At 47.6% G+C, this 18,688-nt stretch carries 16 protein-coding genes and 2 pseudogenes; 11 read left to right on the top strand and 7 right to left on the bottom strand.

Features of this window, described 5'->3' with window-relative positions; translation table 11 throughout:
• The first annotated feature begins 128 nt into the window (after positions 1-128).
• The 4 genes from KNV97_RS01525 (at position 129) to KNV97_RS01510 (ending at position 2,834) form a co-directional block, all read left to right on the top strand.
• Positions 129-581, top strand: coding sequence for a hotdog fold thioesterase (locus KNV97_RS01525; protein ID WP_136485744.1), 453 nt, complete (start codon positions 129-131; stop codon positions 579-581).
• Positions 582-815: a DUF3389 domain-containing protein gene (locus tag KNV97_RS01520; RefSeq protein ID WP_136485746.1), complete on the top strand. Its 234-nt coding sequence runs from the start codon at positions 582-584 to the stop codon at positions 813-815.
• 74 nt (positions 816-889) lie between these two features.
• Positions 890-2,581: an SgrR family transcriptional regulator gene (locus KNV97_RS01515; RefSeq protein ID WP_218561936.1), complete on the top strand. Its 1,692-nt coding sequence runs from the start codon at positions 890-892 to the stop codon at positions 2,579-2,581.
• 1 nt (position 2,582) lies between these two features.
• On the top strand, positions 2,583-2,834 hold the full coding sequence (locus KNV97_RS01510; RefSeq protein ID WP_136485750.1) for a hypothetical protein: 252 nt from the start codon (positions 2,583-2,585) through the stop codon (positions 2,832-2,834).
• 391 nt (positions 2,835-3,225) lie between these two features.
• Here KNV97_RS01510 and KNV97_RS01505 read toward each other — a convergent pair whose 3' ends face one another.
• Positions 3,226-5,307: a TonB-dependent hemoglobin/transferrin/lactoferrin family receptor gene (locus KNV97_RS01505; RefSeq protein ID WP_218561935.1), complete on the bottom strand. Its 2,082-nt coding sequence runs from the start codon at positions 5,305-5,307 to the stop codon at positions 3,226-3,228.
• 251 nt (positions 5,308-5,558) lie between these two features.
• Between KNV97_RS01505 and KNV97_RS01500 the strand changes: the two genes are divergently transcribed.
• The gene (locus KNV97_RS01500; protein WP_136485755.1) at positions 5,559-6,446 is read left to right on the top strand and encodes a LysR family transcriptional regulator; all 888 of its coding nucleotides are present in this window, start codon (positions 5,559-5,561) and stop codon (positions 6,444-6,446) included.
• A gap of 52 nt (positions 6,447-6,498) precedes the next feature.
• Here the strand turns inward: KNV97_RS01500 and KNV97_RS01495 are convergent, their stop codons facing one another.
• Positions 6,499-9,213: a bifunctional acetate--CoA ligase family protein/GNAT family N-acetyltransferase gene (locus tag KNV97_RS01495; RefSeq protein ID WP_218561934.1), complete on the bottom strand. Its 2,715-nt coding sequence runs from the start codon at positions 9,211-9,213 to the stop codon at positions 6,499-6,501.
• A gap of 222 nt (positions 9,214-9,435) precedes the next feature.
• On the opposite strand from KNV97_RS01495, the gene KNV97_RS01490 reads away from it, so the two are divergent.
• Together KNV97_RS01490 and KNV97_RS01485 are read left to right on the top strand one after the other, a co-directional pair.
• On the top strand, positions 9,436-10,020 hold the full coding sequence (locus KNV97_RS01490) for an SPOR domain-containing protein (RefSeq protein ID WP_218561933.1): 585 nt from the start codon (positions 9,436-9,438) through the stop codon (positions 10,018-10,020).
• A 161-nt stretch (positions 10,021-10,181) separates the two neighbouring features.
• Positions 10,182-11,187, top strand: a pseudogene (locus tag KNV97_RS01485) (D-alanine--D-alanine ligase).
• Here KNV97_RS01485 and KNV97_RS01480 read toward each other — a convergent pair.
• A complete protein-coding gene (locus KNV97_RS01480; RefSeq protein WP_136485763.1) occupies positions 11,188-12,156 on the bottom strand; it encodes a tyrosine-type recombinase/integrase in 969 nt (322 codons plus the stop codon).
• A 101-nt stretch (positions 12,157-12,257) separates the two neighbouring features.
• Here KNV97_RS01480 and KNV97_RS01475 point away from each other — a divergent pair, with 101 nt between their 5' ends.
• The 3 genes and pseudogenes from KNV97_RS01475 to KNV97_RS01460 form a co-directional block, all read left to right on the top strand.
• Positions 12,258-12,632, top strand: coding sequence for a DUF3319 domain-containing protein (locus KNV97_RS01475; protein WP_218561932.1), 375 nt, complete (start codon positions 12,258-12,260; stop codon positions 12,630-12,632).
• 9 nt (positions 12,633-12,641) lie between these two features.
• On the top strand, positions 12,642-12,953 hold the full coding sequence (yciH, locus tag KNV97_RS01470) for a stress response translation initiation inhibitor YciH (RefSeq protein ID WP_136485767.1): 312 nt from the start codon (positions 12,642-12,644) through the stop codon (positions 12,951-12,953).
• A 661-nt stretch (positions 12,954-13,614) separates the two neighbouring features.
• Positions 13,615-13,908, top strand: a pseudogene (locus tag KNV97_RS01460) (phage protein); the annotation flags it as partial.
• 65 nt (positions 13,909-13,973) lie between these two features.
• Here the strand turns inward: KNV97_RS01460 and KNV97_RS01455 are convergent.
• The gene (locus tag KNV97_RS01455; RefSeq protein WP_218561931.1) at positions 13,974-14,222 is read right to left on the bottom strand and encodes a hypothetical protein; all 249 of its coding nucleotides are present in this window, start codon (positions 14,220-14,222) and stop codon (positions 13,974-13,976) included.
• Between the two features lie 914 nt (positions 14,223-15,136).
• Between KNV97_RS01455 and KNV97_RS01450 the strand changes: the two genes are divergently transcribed.
• Positions 15,137-15,862, top strand: a complete 726-nt coding sequence (locus KNV97_RS01450) for a BUD32 family EKC/KEOPS complex subunit (protein WP_218561930.1) — start codon at positions 15,137-15,139, stop codon at positions 15,860-15,862.
• 511 nt (positions 15,863-16,373) lie between these two features.
• Here KNV97_RS01450 and KNV97_RS01445 read toward each other — a convergent pair.
• The 3 genes from KNV97_RS01445 to KNV97_RS01435 all read right to left on the bottom strand — a co-directional run bounded on the left by KNV97_RS01445 (position 16,374) and on the right by KNV97_RS01435 (position 18,688).
• Positions 16,374-16,535: a YoaH family protein gene (locus KNV97_RS01445; RefSeq protein ID WP_136485773.1), complete on the bottom strand. Its 162-nt coding sequence runs from the start codon at positions 16,533-16,535 to the stop codon at positions 16,374-16,376.
• Between the two features lie 43 nt (positions 16,536-16,578).
• A complete protein-coding gene (locus KNV97_RS01440; RefSeq protein WP_218561929.1) occupies positions 16,579-17,748 on the bottom strand; it encodes a conjugal transfer protein TraF in 1,170 nt (389 codons plus the stop codon).
• Positions 17,749-17,809: 61 nt separating this feature from the next.
• Positions 17,810-18,688: a DUF2861 family protein gene (locus KNV97_RS01435; RefSeq protein WP_136485777.1), complete on the bottom strand. Its 879-nt coding sequence runs from the start codon at positions 18,686-18,688 to the stop codon at positions 17,810-17,812.

Below are 18,688 nucleotides of genomic sequence, written 5' to 3'. Positions count from 1 at the left end.
AAAATGGAATGATTTTGCCGGTTTGTCATTATCATTCAGCTCGTTACCATATTTTTTATCGTTAATGTCGCTCGCATGCCTTGCTCCGGGCAGCGCAGACAGCGATTTATCACCGTCAGGAATACTGCATGGAAATTTGGAAAAAGCCGATCAGTCTTGAGATCCTCAATCGCACATCGGCTAATACATTGATTGAACACCTTAATATTGTTTACAGCGAAATCGGCGATAACTTTATCTCGGCCACAATGCCGGTATGCCATTTTACTCACCAGCCGTTAGGCATGTTACATGGCGGGGCATCCGTGGTACTGGCGGAAACTCTGGGTTCGGTTGCGGCAAACTTTTGTGTGGATGATGACTCGTATTGTGTCGGTCTGGATATTAATGCCAACCATATCCGTTCTATGCGTGAAGGGCATGTGACTGGCAAAGCAGAGCCACTGCATTTGGGCGTCTCGACTCAGGTGTGGCAGATTACCATTACGGATCCGCGCGGCCGCCTGGTATGCACCAGTCGTTTGACGATGGCTGTGCAGAAAGCGAAAAACAACAAACAAAAACTAAATAGCGGTGTCTGAATGGTTATTGATTTTAAAAGCGGAAAAATCGTTGTGACGCCCTTTGAACTGGTTGTCCGCCTCAATGGTGAACATCGAGTCACGTTGCAAGCACAAAGCGAGGCTGTACAGCTGATCGGAAAAGGCGCGAATGTTATCTCGGTCAATGGTAGTGAAGCCAAGTGGTCAATCAAGCTGGATAACGAACAGCAATTGCAGCAGATTGCGGCTGAACTAGGGTGTGAAATCCTGTGACACGCCCACTTGTAATATGAGCCTAAAATAAGGAAAATATCTGAACAATATCGATCTAAGAGATTTCCTCCTTTATGAGCAGCCCGCGGTTACGAATCCAGTTTGAAACCCTGTTTGAACACTTCAACGGTCTTGATGCTGAAACCCAGTTAGAGGACGTCACAGAGATTCTGTTCTGTACCCGTCGGAACGCGCGGATAGTGCTCAATAAGATGGAAGAGGCCGGTTGGCTGGAATGGCATCCGGCGGCCGGACGGGGTAAGTTATCGCGCTTGATTTTCAAGCGTAGTCGCTCTGATGTCAGCGAAACGCTGGCCCGCCGTTATCTGGATGAAGGCAAAATTGGTCAGGCTCTCTCTGTACTGGATCAGGATGCGGCTAAGCTGACTCAGGTGATTCAAAGCTACCTTGGCGTTCAGCATCAGGAAGGTTTGCAGGTTGTACGTCTGCCGTATTACCGTCCGCTCTCTATTCTTAACCCCGCCAAACCGATGCGCCGCTCGGAGCAGCACATCGCCCGACAAATTTTCAGTGGCTTAACCCGACTGGATGAAGATGAACAGCTGCAGCCGGATTTAGCTCATACCTGGCAGGCGATCACACCTCTGCAATGGCGTTTTTATTTGCGTCCGGGGGTTCGTTTTCATAACGGCGAACTACTGACTACCGAGGTTGTGAAGCAGAGTCTGTGGGCGCTGCGGTTTGTTAACTTATTTGCTCATATTGACCGGGTTGATTCTCCGGGAGACTGGGTGGTCGACGTGCACCTGCAAAAAGCGGATCATCGTCTGCCGCTGCTGATGGCTGAAGCGTGTGCCAAAATCTTGTTACCCGAAGCAGAACGCCCGGATAATTTCGACCTGATGCCGATTGGCAGCGGGCCTTACAAAGTCGTCGTCAATGACGAGAAACGTTTGGTATTACAGGCTTATGACGGCTATTTCGGATTCCGGCCACTGCTGGACAGAATTGAAGTCTGGGTCATTGATGAAGCGCATTCTTCACTGGTGTTCCCGAGCCTGTCGAATCCAATCAAAACAGCTCGTGGATCGTTTACCGAGGATGTCGAACTCGATCCCGGTTGTACCTATCTGTTGCTTAACCGCAAAAACGGTATCGCTGCGAATGATCAATGGGCGACTTATTTTCAGAATAAACTCAGCACACTGAACCTGTTCCGGCGTCTTCCTGAAGAGAAAGTTGTTGAGCTTGGTGTACTGCCTGCGTACGGGCTGAAACCGGGCTGGTATCATCAGGCTCCGAGCAATAGCAGCATTCAGCCGCCGTCAGCGCACAAAGTCACCGTAGCTTATCATGCCCAGCACCCGATGTTTCCCACCTTGGCACAAGTGATTCGCCAACTGCTTAACGAAGATGGTATTGATGTAGAGTTTATCAAATATGAAGTAACGGTCGCGGAAGTCGAACAGGTGGATATCTGGATAAAAGCCATGGGGATCGCGAACCATCGTGATGACGCGCTAGCCGGCTGGCTGCTCAATTACTCGGATATCGAATACATGAGCCGGGCCGATGACTTTAACAGCTGGTGCGAGCTGGTTGATGAATGGCGAGCAGAGGCGAAGGCGGTATTTCCGGCTAAAGAACTCGGTAAAGCGTTGGTGGAACAGCAGCAAATTGTTCCTATGTTCCACTGTTGGCTCGGTGTGTCGAAAGATCAATGTGGTTCGTTACAAAACGCAAAATGCAATGCGTTAGGCTGGTTTGATTTCAGTCAGGTCTGGGTCAAGCCGGAGTTGGACTGAAATGGCAAAACCACGTAAGAAGTTACCCGAAAAAACCGTCGATATATTCTGCAGTAAATGCCGTACCCAGTTGCTTAAATATCACAAGGGTGGCAAAGGTGCTTTGGTGAAATGCTTTAAAGAGAGGATTAGTCAGGATTTTACTCTGCATGAAGGTATCTGCCCGCAATGTGGCAGTGAATTTGCCCGCTCTACTTTAATTCGAGGTACGCCCGCGCTGAAAATTGCTGGTGGTAAGGTGATGATAAAGTAGCCTTTTTTAGAGTTAAGTGAGTAAAAATTCACAAATACAGCAAAGAAAATATATGTTTTTACCGCTTCCGAAAAGAATTTGATTTTTATCTATAAAAACTGTCATTTTCTGGTTAATAAACTACCATTATGGCGGTGAAATGGTAAACTACGCGCAGTTTATATATTGCTGTTTAAAAATTCTGCCAGGGGGATTCAATGGAACTCGCGTTAATCATTACTTTTATCGTTGCTGCTGTCGTTATGGTCAAAAAAGAGATGGCTGAGAATAAATAATTAACCTATTCGCAATCTTTTTATCCATTTTTGAATAAGTTAAGTTTCTCAAAACGAGTAAAATGTAAAAAGCCAGCTTTCGCTGGCTTTTTTAGTTTAAGTCTTCGTGTACTCAATCAGAACTCGTACTTCGCCGTCAGTGAGAAGTTACGTTTTGGTTGCGTCAGATCTTTATCTTCAGCAGACTGAGCACGAACATCGTTCCAGTGGTAGTACTCTTCATCCGTCAGGTTGAATACACCAGCGCGCAGGGTGAGGTCTTTAATCGGCTTGTAGTAAGCGGTGATATCAACCACAGTAGCGGCTGAAATCGGCTGGTAATCGCCGTTAATATCGCTCTGTTTCTTCTTCGCGGTGTAGTTCACAGTCAGGCTGGTTCCCCAGTCACTGGCGGAATCGTAATTGATACCGGCCACCGCGTTCCAAGGGCTCACGCTGTTAAGCGGGTTACCTTCATCATCTTCACCTTCACTGTATGCGGCAACGATACGGGTGCTGAAGCCCTGAACGGGTAAGAAGCTGTCCCATGATAGTTGGTTAGAGAATTCGATGCCTTTGATTGTTGCTTCGTCGATGTTGATTGACTGATACACCGCATCGCGTGTCGCAAAACTACCGGAAACCAGTTGATTGTCGATGAAGTCATCGTAGTCACTGTAGAATACCGATACTTCGGTGCTGCTGGCATCGGTATTGAACCGCCAGCCCATCTCGTAAGAGAGACTCTTTTCTGATTTCAGATCCGGATTGGGCTTGTTGACATAGCCGAAGGCCGGGTTACCGTAAGAGTAGTACAATTCCTGGAAATCCGGTGCGCGGAATCCCTGGCTGACCTGGGCAAACAAGCGATGTTGTTCAGTCATTTTATAAACGGTGCCCAGACGCGCGGTTACTGCCGAGTCTGAGTACTTGGTATATTCACTGACATCGTTCAGGCTAGGGTTCGCACTGGCGTCACCCGGATTGGTTTCAAATGAATCGTAACGTACGCCTGGAGTGATGATAAAATCATCCAAGGTAATTTCATCCTGAACAAACAGTCCATAGCGGGTTTCGCTCGCTTCTGGAATGTAGAAAATCACCTGGTCAGAACCGACGCTGTTAAACTCTTTGTTGGTATTTTCGATATCTTTATCGCTGAAAGAGGCGCCGTAGACCAAGTAGTGATCGGAACTACCCAGGGCAAAAGACTTATCAAACTGGGCATCCAGCTGAATGCCTTCATCTTTATACAGGTAATCTTTGTGCTGCACATTACCGGTTGAAGAGCTGGTACGGTCAGTGATACCGGTTTCTTCTTTGCTCATCCAGTCCGCTTGCCAGGTGATGCGGTCCGCAATCAGAAAACCTGCATCCCAGATATGCTTAATGCCGATTTGGTACTGTTCGGTTTCGTTCTGGCCGCTGGCATTAGTGTAACCATTATATGCCAACTCTTTCAGGTCATCTTTGTTACGAATAAAGTTGCCTGAGAACTCCAGGCGATGCTCCGGATTGAGTTGATACTGCAGTTTTACCAACAGGTTATTTGCGCTGTGGTCGGTTTCATCCGGGCTACCAAAGTTGTCTTGTTGCTCTCCATCACGGCGAGTGTAGGCAACCAGAGACTCCAGATCGCCGGTTTTATTAGCCAGAGCGATCGACTCGCTGAAGGTTTTGTCCGCGGAGCCGTATTGCAGTTTGGCATAACCACCAAAATGGCGACCTTTGAGTATATCGGCCGGATCTTTGGTTTCGAATGCGACAATACCACCAATTGCATCAGACCCTTGTAAAGAGGAGGCCGCGCCTTTGACAATCTCTACCGATTTGAGCATATCGGTATCCACTTCAACACGCGAAGAGTTTACAAAAGAAGAGCCTGAGTTGAACTGGTTGGCCTGTGACACACCGTCCACAATTACCTTAATACGGTTGCCTTCAATACCACGAATATTGATACTCTGAACACCTTGTCTGGCGTTCGTCTCCAAAGTTACCCCCGGGGTATACTTGAACAGGCTATCGAGATCCGAAACCAGATTCTTTTCAATCTCTTTATCGTCAATCACCGTGACAGACGCGGCGGTATCGGTAATTTGAGTGTTTGTCCGCGTCGCGGATACCACAATTTTTTCTGTTGGGGCATTATCATCTGCATAAGCAGTAGGAGAGAGCGCAAGCAATATAGCAATAGACAATAAGGATCGATTATACATCTGCTTTACCTTGTTATAGTTCATTAACGTTGTCGGCGGCAGAGTTTATTGGATCTAAATAATAATTACTATCATTTGCATTTGTATTATTGCGATTTTTTGTGATCCTCTGCGAATAAATGTATGTTTATTTTGATATTAATCAATTGGTTATAAAGCTAGACTGGCAAGTTGTAAAGTTTTTACTTTATTAACTAAGTGTGACGAAGATCACTGTGAGGTATGCCATTCTGTAATGAGAGGATAATAATTTGCAAAGTCCAATTACGTTAGAGGCGCTCCATATTCTGGATGCCATTGACCGTCGGGGCAGTTTTGCGGCGGCAGCAAATGAGCTCAATCGCGCGCCGAGTTCACTCAGTTACCAGATTCAAAAGCTCGAGCAGGATCTGGATATCATGATCTTTGATCGTTCAGGACACAAAGCCAATTTTACCGATGCGGGTAAGCTGATCCTGGAACGGGGGCGTGGCATTCTGAACGCGACCGAAAAACTGGTCAATGACTCCACTCTGCTGGCGAATGGCTGGGAACTTGATATTACTTTAGCGTTCGACGGCATTATCCCTATTGCTAACTTTTTTCCGCTGGTCGAAGCTCTGGGAAATGTCAGCAAAACGCGGATTCGTCTCCAGGAAGAGATTCTGGCCGGCTGTTGGGAGTCTTTGGCTGACGATCGCGCTGATTTGTTAATTTGTCCACGTATCGAAACTTTGCCACAAGATGTCAAAGCAGAAACGCTGGGCAGTATGGAGATGGTGTGGGTGGCAGCAACCCATCACTATGTGCATAAACGCACTGGTGGGTTTGATGCCGAAGCACGGCAAAAGTACCGCGCTATCGCGATTGCTGACACCGCACGTGACCAGCCGGCAATGAGCGTTAACATTCTGCAAAAGCAGCCCCGTCTTACCGTAACAAACTTTAATGCCAAATGTCAGGCGTTGTTAAGCGGCCTAGGGATCGGCACTATTCCGAAACACGTCGCCGAACCGCTGATTGCCGAAGGTAAGCTGAAGATTATCGAGGGCAGTCCGGAAAGTCATATGGAACTGATTATGGCCTGGCGCCGCAACAAAATTGGTGAAGCCAAATCCTGGTGCATCCAGTATCTCAAAAAGCACTGGTCTCTGGTTTAACCCGAAACATCGTTGAGGTATTGGCGGCATAATGATGACGCAGCCCGGCAGGCTAAATGGCTTGGCGGGCTTCATTTTCTTGCACCGCTTCAAGCTTGAGGACCATATCGGCGGTCCCGTCTTCAAAATGAACGTCCACGGCAAATCCCAATCCTTTTGCCAGCCCTAACATTCCACGGTTGGTTGGCATTGTCATGCCTGACATCTGCAGGGTGCCTTTACTGCGGCAGTAATCGATGATTTTACCCATCAGAATTTTACCCAGGCCTTTCCCCTTAAGATCAGAGCGGATCAGGATCGCAAACTCGGCATCGGTATTTTCCGGGTTAATCAGCGCGCGTGACACGCCGATAATTTCTGGCTTGTCGCCCTGATGAGTCACAGCGACGAAGGCCATTTCCCGGTCATAATCAATCTGAGTCAGATTGGCCAAGGCTTCATGGTTGAATTCGCCGACATCAGAAAAGAAGCGTTTGTAGAGATCTTCCTTGCTGACCTTTTTAATAAACGCGGCATGGTCTGGTTCATCTTCAGGCAGAATAGGGCGTATCGTGACAACGTCACCATCTTTTGCCGTTACTTCTTCCGCCATCTCTGATGGGTAAGGTCGGATAGCCAACCGGCCCTGGGCATCACCCTTAAAGCGCTTGAGCGTTAAATCCGCATCGAGAATAGTAAATTGGCTGCCGTTGACCAAAACTGGATGAATATCCAGTTCGTGTACTTGCGGGCATTCGACCACCATTTGCGAGATTCGGACCAAAAACTCCGACAGACCATCCACATCAATCGGGACGGGCAGTTTTTGCAGCCGTATCTTGCCTCCGCGAATGGCCCGCACAATCAGATAGCGGGCCAGGGTCATATTAAGCGGCGGCAGCGCGGCAGCCGCATCGATCGCCTCATTCCATTCCGAACCGCCCTGGCCGAGCAGAATCACCGGCCCGAAGGTGTTGTCATGTTTGACTTTAATTCGCAGCTCTTCACCACCGGCTAATTTGGCCATGCCCTGAACCAGCAGGCCGTGGATATTAGCCGAAGGATAGGTGAGTTGGGTGCGGTCGAGAATCGCCTGGGCGGCATTGGCCACTTCGGTGCTGTTACGCAGGTTGAGCATGACCCCCTGAACATCGGATTTGTGCGTAATATCCGGAGAACGTAATTTCACCGCGACCGGATACCCTATGGTTTCCGCAATATGAACCGCTTCACTGGCATCGGATGCAATCCAGGTCGGCAAGACGCTGAAATTAAAACATTTGAGCAGGCTGCCAATTTGGTGGGTATCCAGCTCGACCTGATCACTGTCTTGCAGATGCTCGTCAATCCACTGTTTGGCACTGTTCACTTCTGAGACGTGAACGGCTTCTGCTGTGGTGGGCGTTTCCATCAGTTGCTTCTGGTTTCTGCGGTATTCGACCAGGTGCATGAAGGCGACCACCGCGCTTTCCGGAGTCCGGTAAGTGGGGATCCCGGCCTGGGCAAAGATTTGTCGCGCCGGACGGGCGGTTTGTTCTCCGGACCAGTTGGTCAGAATATTAAACCGACGAGAGCGCGGGTGTGATTTGATTACATCCACAATCGCTTGTGCGGTCTGCTCTGACTGAGCAATCGCAGAAGGACTGTGCATGATCAAAATGGCGTCAATGTTGTCGCCATCAAGCACCGCTTTTAATGCATTCACGTAACGCGTGTGGTCACCATCGCCGACGATATCAATCGGATTACTGTGCGACCAGCTTTGTGGCAGGCACTGGTTAAGCTTCTCATACACGTTCTCTTCCAGTTCGGCCAGCTTGCCACCGCGTTCGAGCAGGGTATCAATCGCCATAATCGCAGGCCCGCCACCGTTGGTGATGATCGCCAGGCGTTCACCGCGCAGCGGTACCGAGTGGGTTAAGGTCTCTACAGCCGCGAATAATTCGTGGCTGTTGTTGACCCGCAGCATACCGGAACGCCGAATCGCCGAATCGTAAATGATGTCTAACGTATCATCACCGCCGGTGTGCATTTGCGCCGCCTTACGACCAGCGGCAGTGCGGCCACCTTTGAGGACCAGAATGCGGCGGTTACGCGACGCTGCACGAGCAGCCGAGATGAACCGACGTGCGTCCTGGATGGTGTCGACGTAGAGCAGAATAGCATCAGTGTGTTTGTCCGTACTGAGGCAATCGAGCAAGTCTGAGAATTCAATATCACTGGCGTTGCCGAGGGAGACAAAGGCTGAAAAGCCAATTTGTTTATCGTTCGCCCAATCTAGAATGGTGGTGCACACGGCGGCTGACTGGGAAATGAAAGCAATATTACCTTTCAGGGCGGTAACTGGTGAGAACGAACCGTTAAAATTTATCCATGGCAGAATGAGCCCCAGGCTGTTTGGGCCGAGAATACGCATTCCGGCTCTTTTGGCGATCGACTGGCACTGCTGCTGAATCTCGTTACCTTGCGCATCCAGCGTATGCATATCTGACGAGAGCACAATGACGCAGGACACACCTTTTTCAGCCAGTTGCTGAAAAATAGCCGTGTTGCGTGAAGCGTGTGTACATAGAATCGCAATGTCAGGAACCAGCGGCAAAGCCTCAATCGTTTTATAGGCCAGAACGCCGCACACTGAAGGATAATAAGGCGTAACGGGCATAATCGCACCATCAAAGCCGCCCTGAAGCAGGTTCTTCATCACGATATTGCCGGCCCGGAACGGGCGAACCGATGCACCGATCACGACAACGGATTTCGGTTTCAATAACTGGCTTAAATTATTCATGAATTAGGCTCACACGCGCACAGATGACGTGGATATATCTTAACCAATAACCTATACCTCTGTTACTGTATTTAATCTGGTTGTGATCCTGACAGCATGCGGGTGATGCGACTTTGTGTCATAAATCACAGGATATCGATGATAATTCTACTGCTGCGCTTGATTCTGAGCGCTGCTATCGGCATGATTTAATTACTTTCTACTCAGAGTGTTTAAGATTCCATGAAAAAAATTGCAATAGTCGGCCTGTCAGCGCTACTCGGTGCATGTTCATCGGGGAGCTACATTACAGACGTAACGACCGAAAGTCATACTGAAGAGTACGCTGCCGCACCGGTTTCTCAGCCTGTTGTGTCTGCACAGGGCACCGCACAAGGCGTGACAGAGCAAAATGTTGAAATGAATGTTGTCAGAACGGCTCCGGTTGCCGCGCCAACCAACACAGTTCAGACAAGACCTGCTGCTCAGCAAAAACCAACGGTTTCTATCACACCCCCATCTGCGAAACAGGTGGCGATGAACCCGCGTTACGGGTTCACCATTCAAGTGGTAGCGGTTGGCACTCAGAATAAAGTCGACGAGTTTGCGAATAAACTGCCTGGCAACGGCCAGCCTATCTGGGAAAACTACAAAGTCGTAAACGGCACCAAATGGTATACCGTGCTATTTGGTGATTACGCCACTCGTAAAGAAGCGGAGGCCGCAATCGCAACTCTGCCGGGCGAATTTAAGTCCCTTAAACCGTTCGTGAAGAGCATCGATACGATTAAAAATTCACAGTTCCCGACGCTGAATAAACTGAACTAACTCTGACGAGTCATGATTAAAGGGGCAGGAAGCCCCTTTATTGTTTGTTCTATGACCATTTAAACCATGATTGTGTGAGAAATTCGCAGGAACGGTGTAAGTTGAGCGCGAATTGATTATCATAGCCAGCTAATAATTCCTGATGTCACGGAAAGATTTCAATGACAAAAAACACTATCTTACTGTTGTGTGGCGGTGGCTCTTCTGAACATGAAGTGTCACTTGTTTCTGCAAACTACCTTCAGCAGCAATTAGCTTTGACTGCAGATTTCGATGTTATTCGCGTCGAAATGAAACAAGACGGCTGGTTTACCGACGCCGGTGAGATTGTTTATCTGGATACCAATTCGGCGACACTGAACGGTGAAGCGCTGTCAGTTAAGATCGACTTTGTGGTTCCTTGTATTCACGGCTATCCGGGCGAGACCGGCGATATTCAGTCGATGTTCGAACTGGCCGGAATTCCTTACCTAGGCTGTGGTCCGGAAGCGAGTTCTAACAGCTTCAATAAAATCACCTCCAAACTCTGGTATGACGCGTTAAACATTCCGAACACGCCTTATCTTTTCTTGTCTGAAAACAGTGAGCAGGCGTATCAGGATACATTAGCGGCCTTTCGTCAGTGGGGGAAGTCTGTTTATCAAGGCTGCACGCCAGGGCTCTTCAGTAGGTTGTTACAAGGTCACTAAAGAGCATGAAGTTGCTGATGCTATCCAGAATGCATTTAAGTTTTCTGAACAGGTATTGGTTGAAAAAGCCGTTAAACCACGCGAACTGGAAGTGGCCGCGTATGAGCTGAACGGTGAACTGTTTATCACCAAGCCTGGTGAGATTATCGCACCGGAAGATGTGTTCTACACCTATGAAGAAAAATACAGTGCTTCAAGCCACTCGAGAACTGAAGTTGAAGCACAAAATCTAAGCGATGATCAGCAACAACTGATTCAGGATGTCGCGCGTAAGGTGTTTACCCACATGAAGCTACGTCATTTGTCTCGGATTGATTTCTTCCTGACACCGGAAGGTAACGTGTACCTGAACGAAGTGAATACCTTCCCGGGCATGACACCAATCTCTATGTTCCCGAAAATGCTGGAACATAACGGCCACAAATTTTCAGAATTCCTGGCCGATTGCGTACGCTCATCACTGAGCGCAAAAGCGTAATCAATCCAGCGGCTTAAAGCTGACAAATTTCAGCTTTTCTTGTTCCGCGGTGTTCTTACTCCCTATGTACTGGTAAGGCATCGCGGCACTGAGCCAGCGTCCGAATTCTTGAATATCCCTCGCTTTATACCCTTGTTTTGCCAACTGACGTGCAGCACCAATTCGCGCCGAATGGCCGGAGAATTTCAACTCAGGCTGCTGCAGATATTCGCCAGCATTTCTCAGAATTCTGAAGATAGATGAGTCATCCAAAGCTCCAGCGGAGATATTGCCGTGGCGATCGATAGCACGGAATAACACACCTTGTTGCTGGGGCAGTAATGCCACCCAACGTGATAGCGTCACTTTGGCCTGCGACGATAAAGCATAGGTCGTTTCACCAAACTGAATCGCATAATCATCGCTGTCTTCACTCAGGCAAACCAATTGCTCAAAGCTGAGTTTTTTCAACTCCGACCGCTTCAATGCGCACTCAAACATAACGTGATAAATGGCCAAATCGCGGATAACTCGGGTCGCCGGATTATCATTGAGCAGTTCAAACAGGTCATCCAGGTGATGTTGATCAAAGCTGGCTGCCTGAGTATCGTCACCATGTTTCTCAAGTCGTAATGAGGTGAGTGTCGTTTTTACCTGGCTGGTCGCTGTCGGATCCTTCTGATTAAGCAAGGTATGAATCAGGCTTATTGTGACCGCGTAACGCTTTATCGTGCTGTATTTTCTGGAACGAGCCTCAAACTCAAGGAATTGACGAACAGCCGTCGCAGAAGCAGGAATAGGGCGTACCGAACGAGAAATGCAGAATTCCAGGAAGATATTCCAATCTTTCGTGAATGCCAGTAACGAGTTTGCACTGTACTGGTGCTGAGTCAGCTCATTCAGTTGGTCACGAGTGACTAGGCGACCGAATTCATTAACCTTCTGTTTTACAATGGCTTGATCTGTGATCACAGTTAGATTTTTTTTCATTCTCACGCACTATAACTAACTTGTTTGCCAATAAATATACTTGCTAACACGAAATATACAATTATTATTTAATTAACCGTAACCAAAAGAAAAAGATGCTTATGCCAATAGCGACTTATCGAGGATTTAACCTCCAATCTGCGAACAATTCTACGGAAATATGGCAAGTTAAGATTAAGAACCATCTTTTAACTGGTAACTTAGCCGCGGTAAAAAAGAGCATCGACTGGTGGTGTGAAACCGCTTCGATCATCGACCCGAAAGAGTTCGATTCGGTTGGACGTAAACGGGAAGCTGCTGCCGGAATTCAGGAGAACTTTAACGGATTTGCTCTGAAGAACGACACTGGTGAAGCGAATGGTTGGTATTGTTTTTTCAATGGACGCTTAATTAAAGGCTCAAAAGTTGCCATTCAAAAGCATATCGAGGCATACTTACTCGCTAGACAGCGCGCTGAAGCCCAACAAAAAAAGTAGTAGATTGTTATGACACTTGTATATTCGACAGAAGTCGGCCGAATTCAACAGGAACCAGAGAAAACCGAACGTCCTAAAGGTGATGGTATCGTTCGTATTCACAAAGAAACCAAAGGCCGTAAAGGCAAAGGCGTTTGTATCGTCAAAGGTCTGGACCTGGAAGACGCGCCACTCAAACTTTTGGCAGCGGAACTTAAGAAAGTCTGCGGTTGCGGCGGTTCAGTAAAAGATGGCGACATCGAGATCCAAGGCGACATGCGCGACAAAATTAAAGCGCTGCTGGAAAAGAAAGGTTTTAAGGTCAAATTAGCCGGCGGTTAATCGGCTAATAACCAGGTTGATATCGGCAGATAGCAAAGTAGTTATTAGCTATTTTATGGTAAATACAGTTATGTTCAATAAACCATGCCGTAAACCGCATAAAGCTTTCCACCAGAAAAGAGAGAAGAGTACCTCAGACAGGTACTCTTCTTAATAGCGAATATAATTTAACATAACGTACATAATGCGCACTGTAGTAATTAATCTAAAGAGGTGTAAGCCACCAACATTAGTCCGTCCAAAGCCATTGATAAGATCACCCAGCCAATGAACTTGGTATCGACTGGGATTTCCGAACGCAGTTTGACTCCAGTAAATTTGGCTCTTTCATCGTTTCAACCCATTCATTCATTAACGCGCCAGCTTTGACACCGACACGATGACCGAAGTGTCTATCGAGTGCTGCGCAGAGTTAAGCTAAGTGCATGGCCATCATCGCGGTTAAAGGCCCGAGTTTGTCGTAGAAGATCACCACAGCATCTTCAACTTTGGTGCGGGACGTCAGCTCCTTTCTTAGCACAGTTGTCCGGTTTACCCTGGTTACATTCAATGTACGTTAGCTTATCAAAGTTTCCCTTTGGATTTCATGCGCACTCCAGTTATCTTTACGTGCTTCATCAACATTTGCTGGCGCTGAGCAACCGGTCACCAACGCTGACCCAATGGCTCTGTCGTCATTAATCCCATGGCGGAAAAGCTGCTGATCAAAACGCTGGGTTATCTGCCCAACGACATCTGCTGGTCAGGCTTTCGCATTGACGAACCGCGTGGCGTACTCATCACGCCGACCGGGCGCGAATTCAATCCCAAAGAATTAGCGTCCTTTGCCATCTGGCGCGATGAATACCAACAATTGCTTGAGTTACACGGTCACATTTAATACGCCAAGATTTACCCGACCAAGCCGAACTTACTGCCGTTTCGTAGTGGTCCCCGTATGACCGCCGCACCTTAGATCCCGACTAAATTTAAATAGCAAAAAGCCCGCGTTGTGCGGGCTTTGAATATTCAGCAAGCTAATTAGAGATAACGAGGAATCTTGTTGTCATCTACTTTATCTAACCAGATATCAACTTCTGCAACATCCAGGCTACTAGCCGCGGATTCACCTTCAAAAAAATATGTATGCAGAACGTTCTTTACTTCGTAATAACCAGTGAAAGCTGAATCCGATAATGCAATCCATTCACCTATGCGCGGCACGACGTCAGACTCAAATTGACTAATTGGACTTCCGCTACCATCTATGATGTTTATTGTTTGTTTCATGATTTTTCCTTCTAGGTTGGATTCGCCAACGAGGTTACTCATTACGAGTCTAACTTTTATACCAAAGTTACTAAGCAGCGGGAATAGGAACAATAGTTGGCACATTAGTTTAACCACCTGTTTTTAATGAACTTTTTTGGACGTCAAATTGTTCAATGATTTTCTTTATCCAACCAATATCCGTTTTAAGGGCAATCACCGTGGTGTAACTCGACGTACCCCATTCGACCGGCCTGTTATCACCTGCTCCACCATCTATTTAAACTCTTGACCACTTCCCACAGGCCCAGCAGTACAGGGATGGCCGTACCAATCAGGCCACCATATTGGTCACACTGGCGGTGAGTAAGTCCGGGTGGTCTATGGCTAGTACCGAACTCGATAATGCCATCATTAATCGTCAGCCAGCCGACGCCACTCTAGGATCGTTGCAATCATTACTACAAACGTTTCAGTGTACGAACTAGTTTTGCTATCAAAATCAACTATCTACTACAGTTTTTGCCCAGCTTCGCCGTGCTTGTTTCTGTTTGAAGCTATTAGTCTGGTGCCACTGATATGAAGTCTATTGGGATACTCATGATGATTTCGCAAAGCATGAAATTAGTTATAGTGCACTAGGTATACATTGCTGGTATTCAGTTAAGCACGGTTTGTCACTTTGCGTAGTTCCGCGAAAATACCAAAAGTTTACGGTCGGTTATCACCGATAAGATAGGATGCGACGAGATAAATAAAGGGTTACAGATCGGCTACCTTTGAGTGACTCCGTCACAGATAAGGTTACCCTCAACGAAAGACACTCCAGGTTTTATTCCCCTATTCAAAGTGTTGTGAAATTTTCTTATCTTGCTGCAATTGTACACTGTTTTATAGTTTCACGACTCAACACAAAGTACGTGATCATAAGTAAAATGAAAAAACAAAATTACGTCTATCACTTTCGCTGGGCAGAGCAAACCTTTTGGCTTAAAAAACGCGGTGAGGACAAACGAAACCTTCTCAACCGAACGCTGAGCACTCTGGCACGTGTTAACAAACGTTTTCGCAAGCTGGCATTACATAGTGCCGATACGCCGGAGCAGCGATTCTTACATGAAGTGAAAGCGTATCAATATGCCATGGCGCACCAACTACCGGTCGCCCGACTTCGCTATGTCAATAAATCCTGGTTTATTACCGAAGATGGCGGCTCCCCAATCAATAAAACAGACGCCAATTCGCCTAAGTTACTCTTCCGCCGGGCGATGTGGGCATTAAATGAGATGCATCAAAAGAACTTTATCCACGGCAGGCCGGCAATGCGTGACATTCTGGTCAATCAAAATGGTAAAGTCACGTTTGTCGACCTGGAAGAAGCCCAGATCAGTAGTGACCCGGCGCGAAAAGTTCGAGATGTCGTACTGTTTCTGCTCGACTCATACCGTCTACACAGCGTGAGTCAGCAAACGCGTATGCGCGCCGTAGAAGCCTGGATTGCCGGAAGTAATGAGTCGGTTCGCGCTGAGTTCAAACGTGTCAGCAGAAAATTGAATCGTTATATCTGGCTTGCTCATACTGTCTTGCTGTTCAAGCCCAATCGACTGTCTAAACAGTTGGTGCTGTTGGCGCGCTTTCTTGCTTGCGTCGACCTTAATTAGTCGTCACCAGCGCCATAGCGTCTTGTCGCACCTGAAAACATCCAATGCCATCATCAGGAGCCTGTATACTGAACACATTCAGGCAGGCTCAACATCCCGGATTCACTACCCGTACCGCGTCTATAACCCCGTTGGAAGATTATCTGGTTCTTACACACACTGGTTCTTATTTTACGTTGAATCTGGCTTGCGGGGCGACCTCTGCCGCACGCCAGGATTCAGATTAAACACAACACCTGCCTAAACCCTCTCAATCCCGCTGCGACTTTGCATCTGCCAAGAGTAAGCAATCACACCGTCACGTATCAGCATAAAATACTGGCTTATTTTTTAACCTGAATCCAGGTTGTAATAAAATTACAGGAAACTTTCAGGCGAAGAAACGGGCAGCATTTTACTCTGCGGTAACTTTATGTTTATTAAGGGTTATACTGGGCCAGATCTGAAATGTGGCGGGTAGACACAGTGATGGGGAGTTTTGAAAGGCAAAAAAAAGAGCACGTTACGTGCCCTATTCTTGGTTGTCTGCTTGTTGCTGCTGCTCCTTGCGGATTTGCTGCGCTACGATTTTAATTGCTTCTGCAGTACTGATGCCCTGCGCCATCAACTGCTGAATTTTTTCGACCGCCGCCTGTTGCTCGGCGTGGCTTAAGGTAGGTAAATCATCAAACATAAAAAAGGCTCCTTAATTAAGGAGCCCAACTATAGAGGTTCGTTTAGTAACTCGCAAGGAAGTTTACGTATCCACCCATGGCATTTTCATTGGTGTAGCTGGCACCGATATCAAGCTGGAAGAAATTAAGTGGCGATAAACCAATACCCGCGGTCACCGTCCCTTCACTGCCACTGTATGCCAGGTTCTTGTTATAACCGGCGCGCAATTTTAGCTGACGCATCAAATCGATTTCACCACCGACGCGAATCATCTGGGTGTTATCGGCAAAGTCATCAAAGCGTTTGTCTTCATTCAGATCGTAATCAACACTCAGAGTAACGTAGTCAGCAACGATGCCCGCCCCTACGGTGTATTGCGGACGAATCTGATACGAGTACTGCAGGTTTGGATTACCGGCTACCTGCGAAACCACGCTCCGCGTTTCGATATCACGGCTGATCAGATTGCTGGCAGCCAGACCAATACGGAACGGACCATGAAACCACAGAGCACCAGCATCGATGTTAAACGTAGTTTCGCCACGGCTGTTTTCACGTAAGTCAGAAATATCGTAGTTGTCGATGCCCGCTTCATACACATAAGTGTAGATACGTTGTAATTTCGGGCTGATACCAAACGACATGTGTTGGCCAAGGAAGGTTTGATACTTGGCCAGTGAAATACCGACTTCCGTCACTGCAACCGATACCGCATTAACGGTACTGTTCTGAGCATTCTCAAGGGTACACAAGTCGGTGTTCGCCGGTGTGCTGCAATTGTCAGCAATGTGCGGCGTGGCAAAAGTTTCAGCATAGGCCTTGCCGAACAGGTTCATAGACAGGTACTGGTTCGGAATACCAAAGGCGACGACACCGCCAACGTTGGCATTGACTACATCGCCGTTCACTTCATCCATTTTAGCCTGCAGCTCGGCAGCGCGGGAAGCATCACCGCTGTCGATCAGATCAGAAATGGCATCCATATTATCGACCAGATTGTCCGGGTCGTTGTAGTTGATACCAACGCTGGGAAGAATCATACCGGCATCATCGTTGCGACGATAAATCGCCACAATCGCCGGATTATAGAAAGGAGCTGTCAGGTAGTTTGCCGCCACTACTCCGACACCACCCATCGCATCACCACGCGCTTCAATCGCGTAGTTGGCTGCGAATACGCCCGGAGCTGTCAGAGAGACAGCCAGCGCGAGAAACTTTAATTTAGTATTCATGCCGTTACCCAACCATTGTATCCATTCGGTTATATAACGGCGTATTTTCCATGAACTTTAGTTATTCATCTAGCGAAACGTCATATGTTTTGCTGATAACTTGAGATTGCTCAATAACTATTGGACCTTGCCAGCGATGATGGGTCATCGAAACCGCTAACACATAGCGATCATTGGGCAAGTCTTCCTGCTCCAGTTTGGTCGGATAGTCTGACTCATAGGTCTGTTTCCAGATCTCTTTGTACTTACCATCTTCGTAATCAAACAGGGAGACACCCAGTTTAGGTAGCGGGCAATAGCGGTTCAGCAGCGCATTTTTCTCGACTACCCATTGGTCTTTCGAAGCCCAGCGCACAGTCTGTTTTGCTTGCGGGTGACCGAAAATAATCCACGAGCTCCAGGTTTCTTTATCCGCAGCGGTGATATCCAGACGGTAAAGGCCCATGTTGAGTTTGGTGTTGAGATTGTAACGTTTCAAATACGATTGCGTGCTTGATGTGACACTGTCACGATCGGTTCGGGTAAAGGTACTGTCACTGGAAAGTGGTTTATCGACCCACTGCGTCAGCTTGATGTCGCTGATCGCTTTGGTCACTTTGGCATCAATCAGAACCTGGTACGCATCACGCCCCGGGCTTTGAATATCAATTCTGCGCAGAGTTACTCCCGAAATCCAGTCCGGAAATGCTTTGTTATCTAACCCTTTACCGCAATCGACAGTCAGTGATTGCAGCAATAGTTCATCGAGGTGTGAACGAATGTTTTTGTTGTGATCGAGCTGCCAGACTTCAACCAGAGAAGCGAACATGCTTGCCAGATCGTTGTTGAGCAGGTTTTGATGCGCCTGAGTCAGCGGAGTGCTTTTTTGAAACCACTCCACTGCCTGGGCAGATAAAGGCACGCTGAGCAGCGTGCCAATCAGTAAAGCCGATGATCGCAT

The organism is Vibrio ostreae (assembly GCF_019226825.1).
Lineage (GTDB): Bacteria > Pseudomonadota > Gammaproteobacteria > Enterobacterales > Vibrionaceae > Vibrio > Vibrio ostreae.
Note: the sequence above shows the minus strand (reverse complement) of the source record. Positions and strands in the feature narration are given on the sequence as shown.

Coding starts and splice junctions, on each gene's coding strand:
- yciH (WP_136485767.1), top strand. CDS start 12,642: ATGACACTTGTATATTCGACAGAAGTCGGCCGAATTCAACAGGAACCA.
- KNV97_RS01490 (WP_218561933.1), top strand. CDS start 9,436: ATGAAAAAAATTGCAATAGTCGGCCTGTCAGCGCTACTCGGTGCATGT.
- KNV97_RS01455 (WP_218561931.1), bottom strand. CDS start 14,222: ATGAAACAAACAATAAACATCATAGATGGTAGCGGAAGTCCAATTAGT.
- KNV97_RS01445 (WP_136485773.1), bottom strand. CDS start 16,535: ATGTTTGATGATTTACCTACCTTAAGCCACGCCGAGCAACAGGCGGCG.
- KNV97_RS01480 (WP_136485763.1), bottom strand. CDS start 12,156: ATGAAAAAAAATCTAACTGTGATCACAGATCAAGCCATTGTAAAACAG.
- KNV97_RS01475 (WP_218561932.1), top strand. CDS start 12,258: ATGCCAATAGCGACTTATCGAGGATTTAACCTCCAATCTGCGAACAAT.
- KNV97_RS01510 (WP_136485750.1), top strand. CDS start 2,583: ATGGCAAAACCACGTAAGAAGTTACCCGAAAAAACCGTCGATATATTC.
- KNV97_RS01495 (WP_218561934.1), bottom strand. CDS start 9,213: ATGAATAATTTAAGCCAGTTATTGAAACCGAAATCCGTTGTCGTGATC.
- KNV97_RS01450 (WP_218561930.1), top strand. CDS start 15,137: ATGAAAAAACAAAATTACGTCTATCACTTTCGCTGGGCAGAGCAAACC.
- KNV97_RS01525 (WP_136485744.1), top strand. CDS start 129: ATGGAAATTTGGAAAAAGCCGATCAGTCTTGAGATCCTCAATCGCACA.
- KNV97_RS01440 (WP_218561929.1), bottom strand. CDS start 17,748: ATGAATACTAAATTAAAGTTTCTCGCGCTGGCTGTCTCTCTGACAGCT.
- KNV97_RS01520 (WP_136485746.1), top strand. CDS start 582: ATGGTTATTGATTTTAAAAGCGGAAAAATCGTTGTGACGCCCTTTGAA.
- KNV97_RS01435 (WP_136485777.1), bottom strand. CDS start 18,688: ATGCGATCATCGGCTTTACTGATTGGCACGCTGCTCAGCGTGCCTTTA.
- KNV97_RS01505 (WP_218561935.1), bottom strand. CDS start 5,307: ATGTATAATCGATCCTTATTGTCTATTGCTATATTGCTTGCGCTCTCT.
- KNV97_RS01515 (WP_218561936.1), top strand. CDS start 890: ATGAGCAGCCCGCGGTTACGAATCCAGTTTGAAACCCTGTTTGAACAC.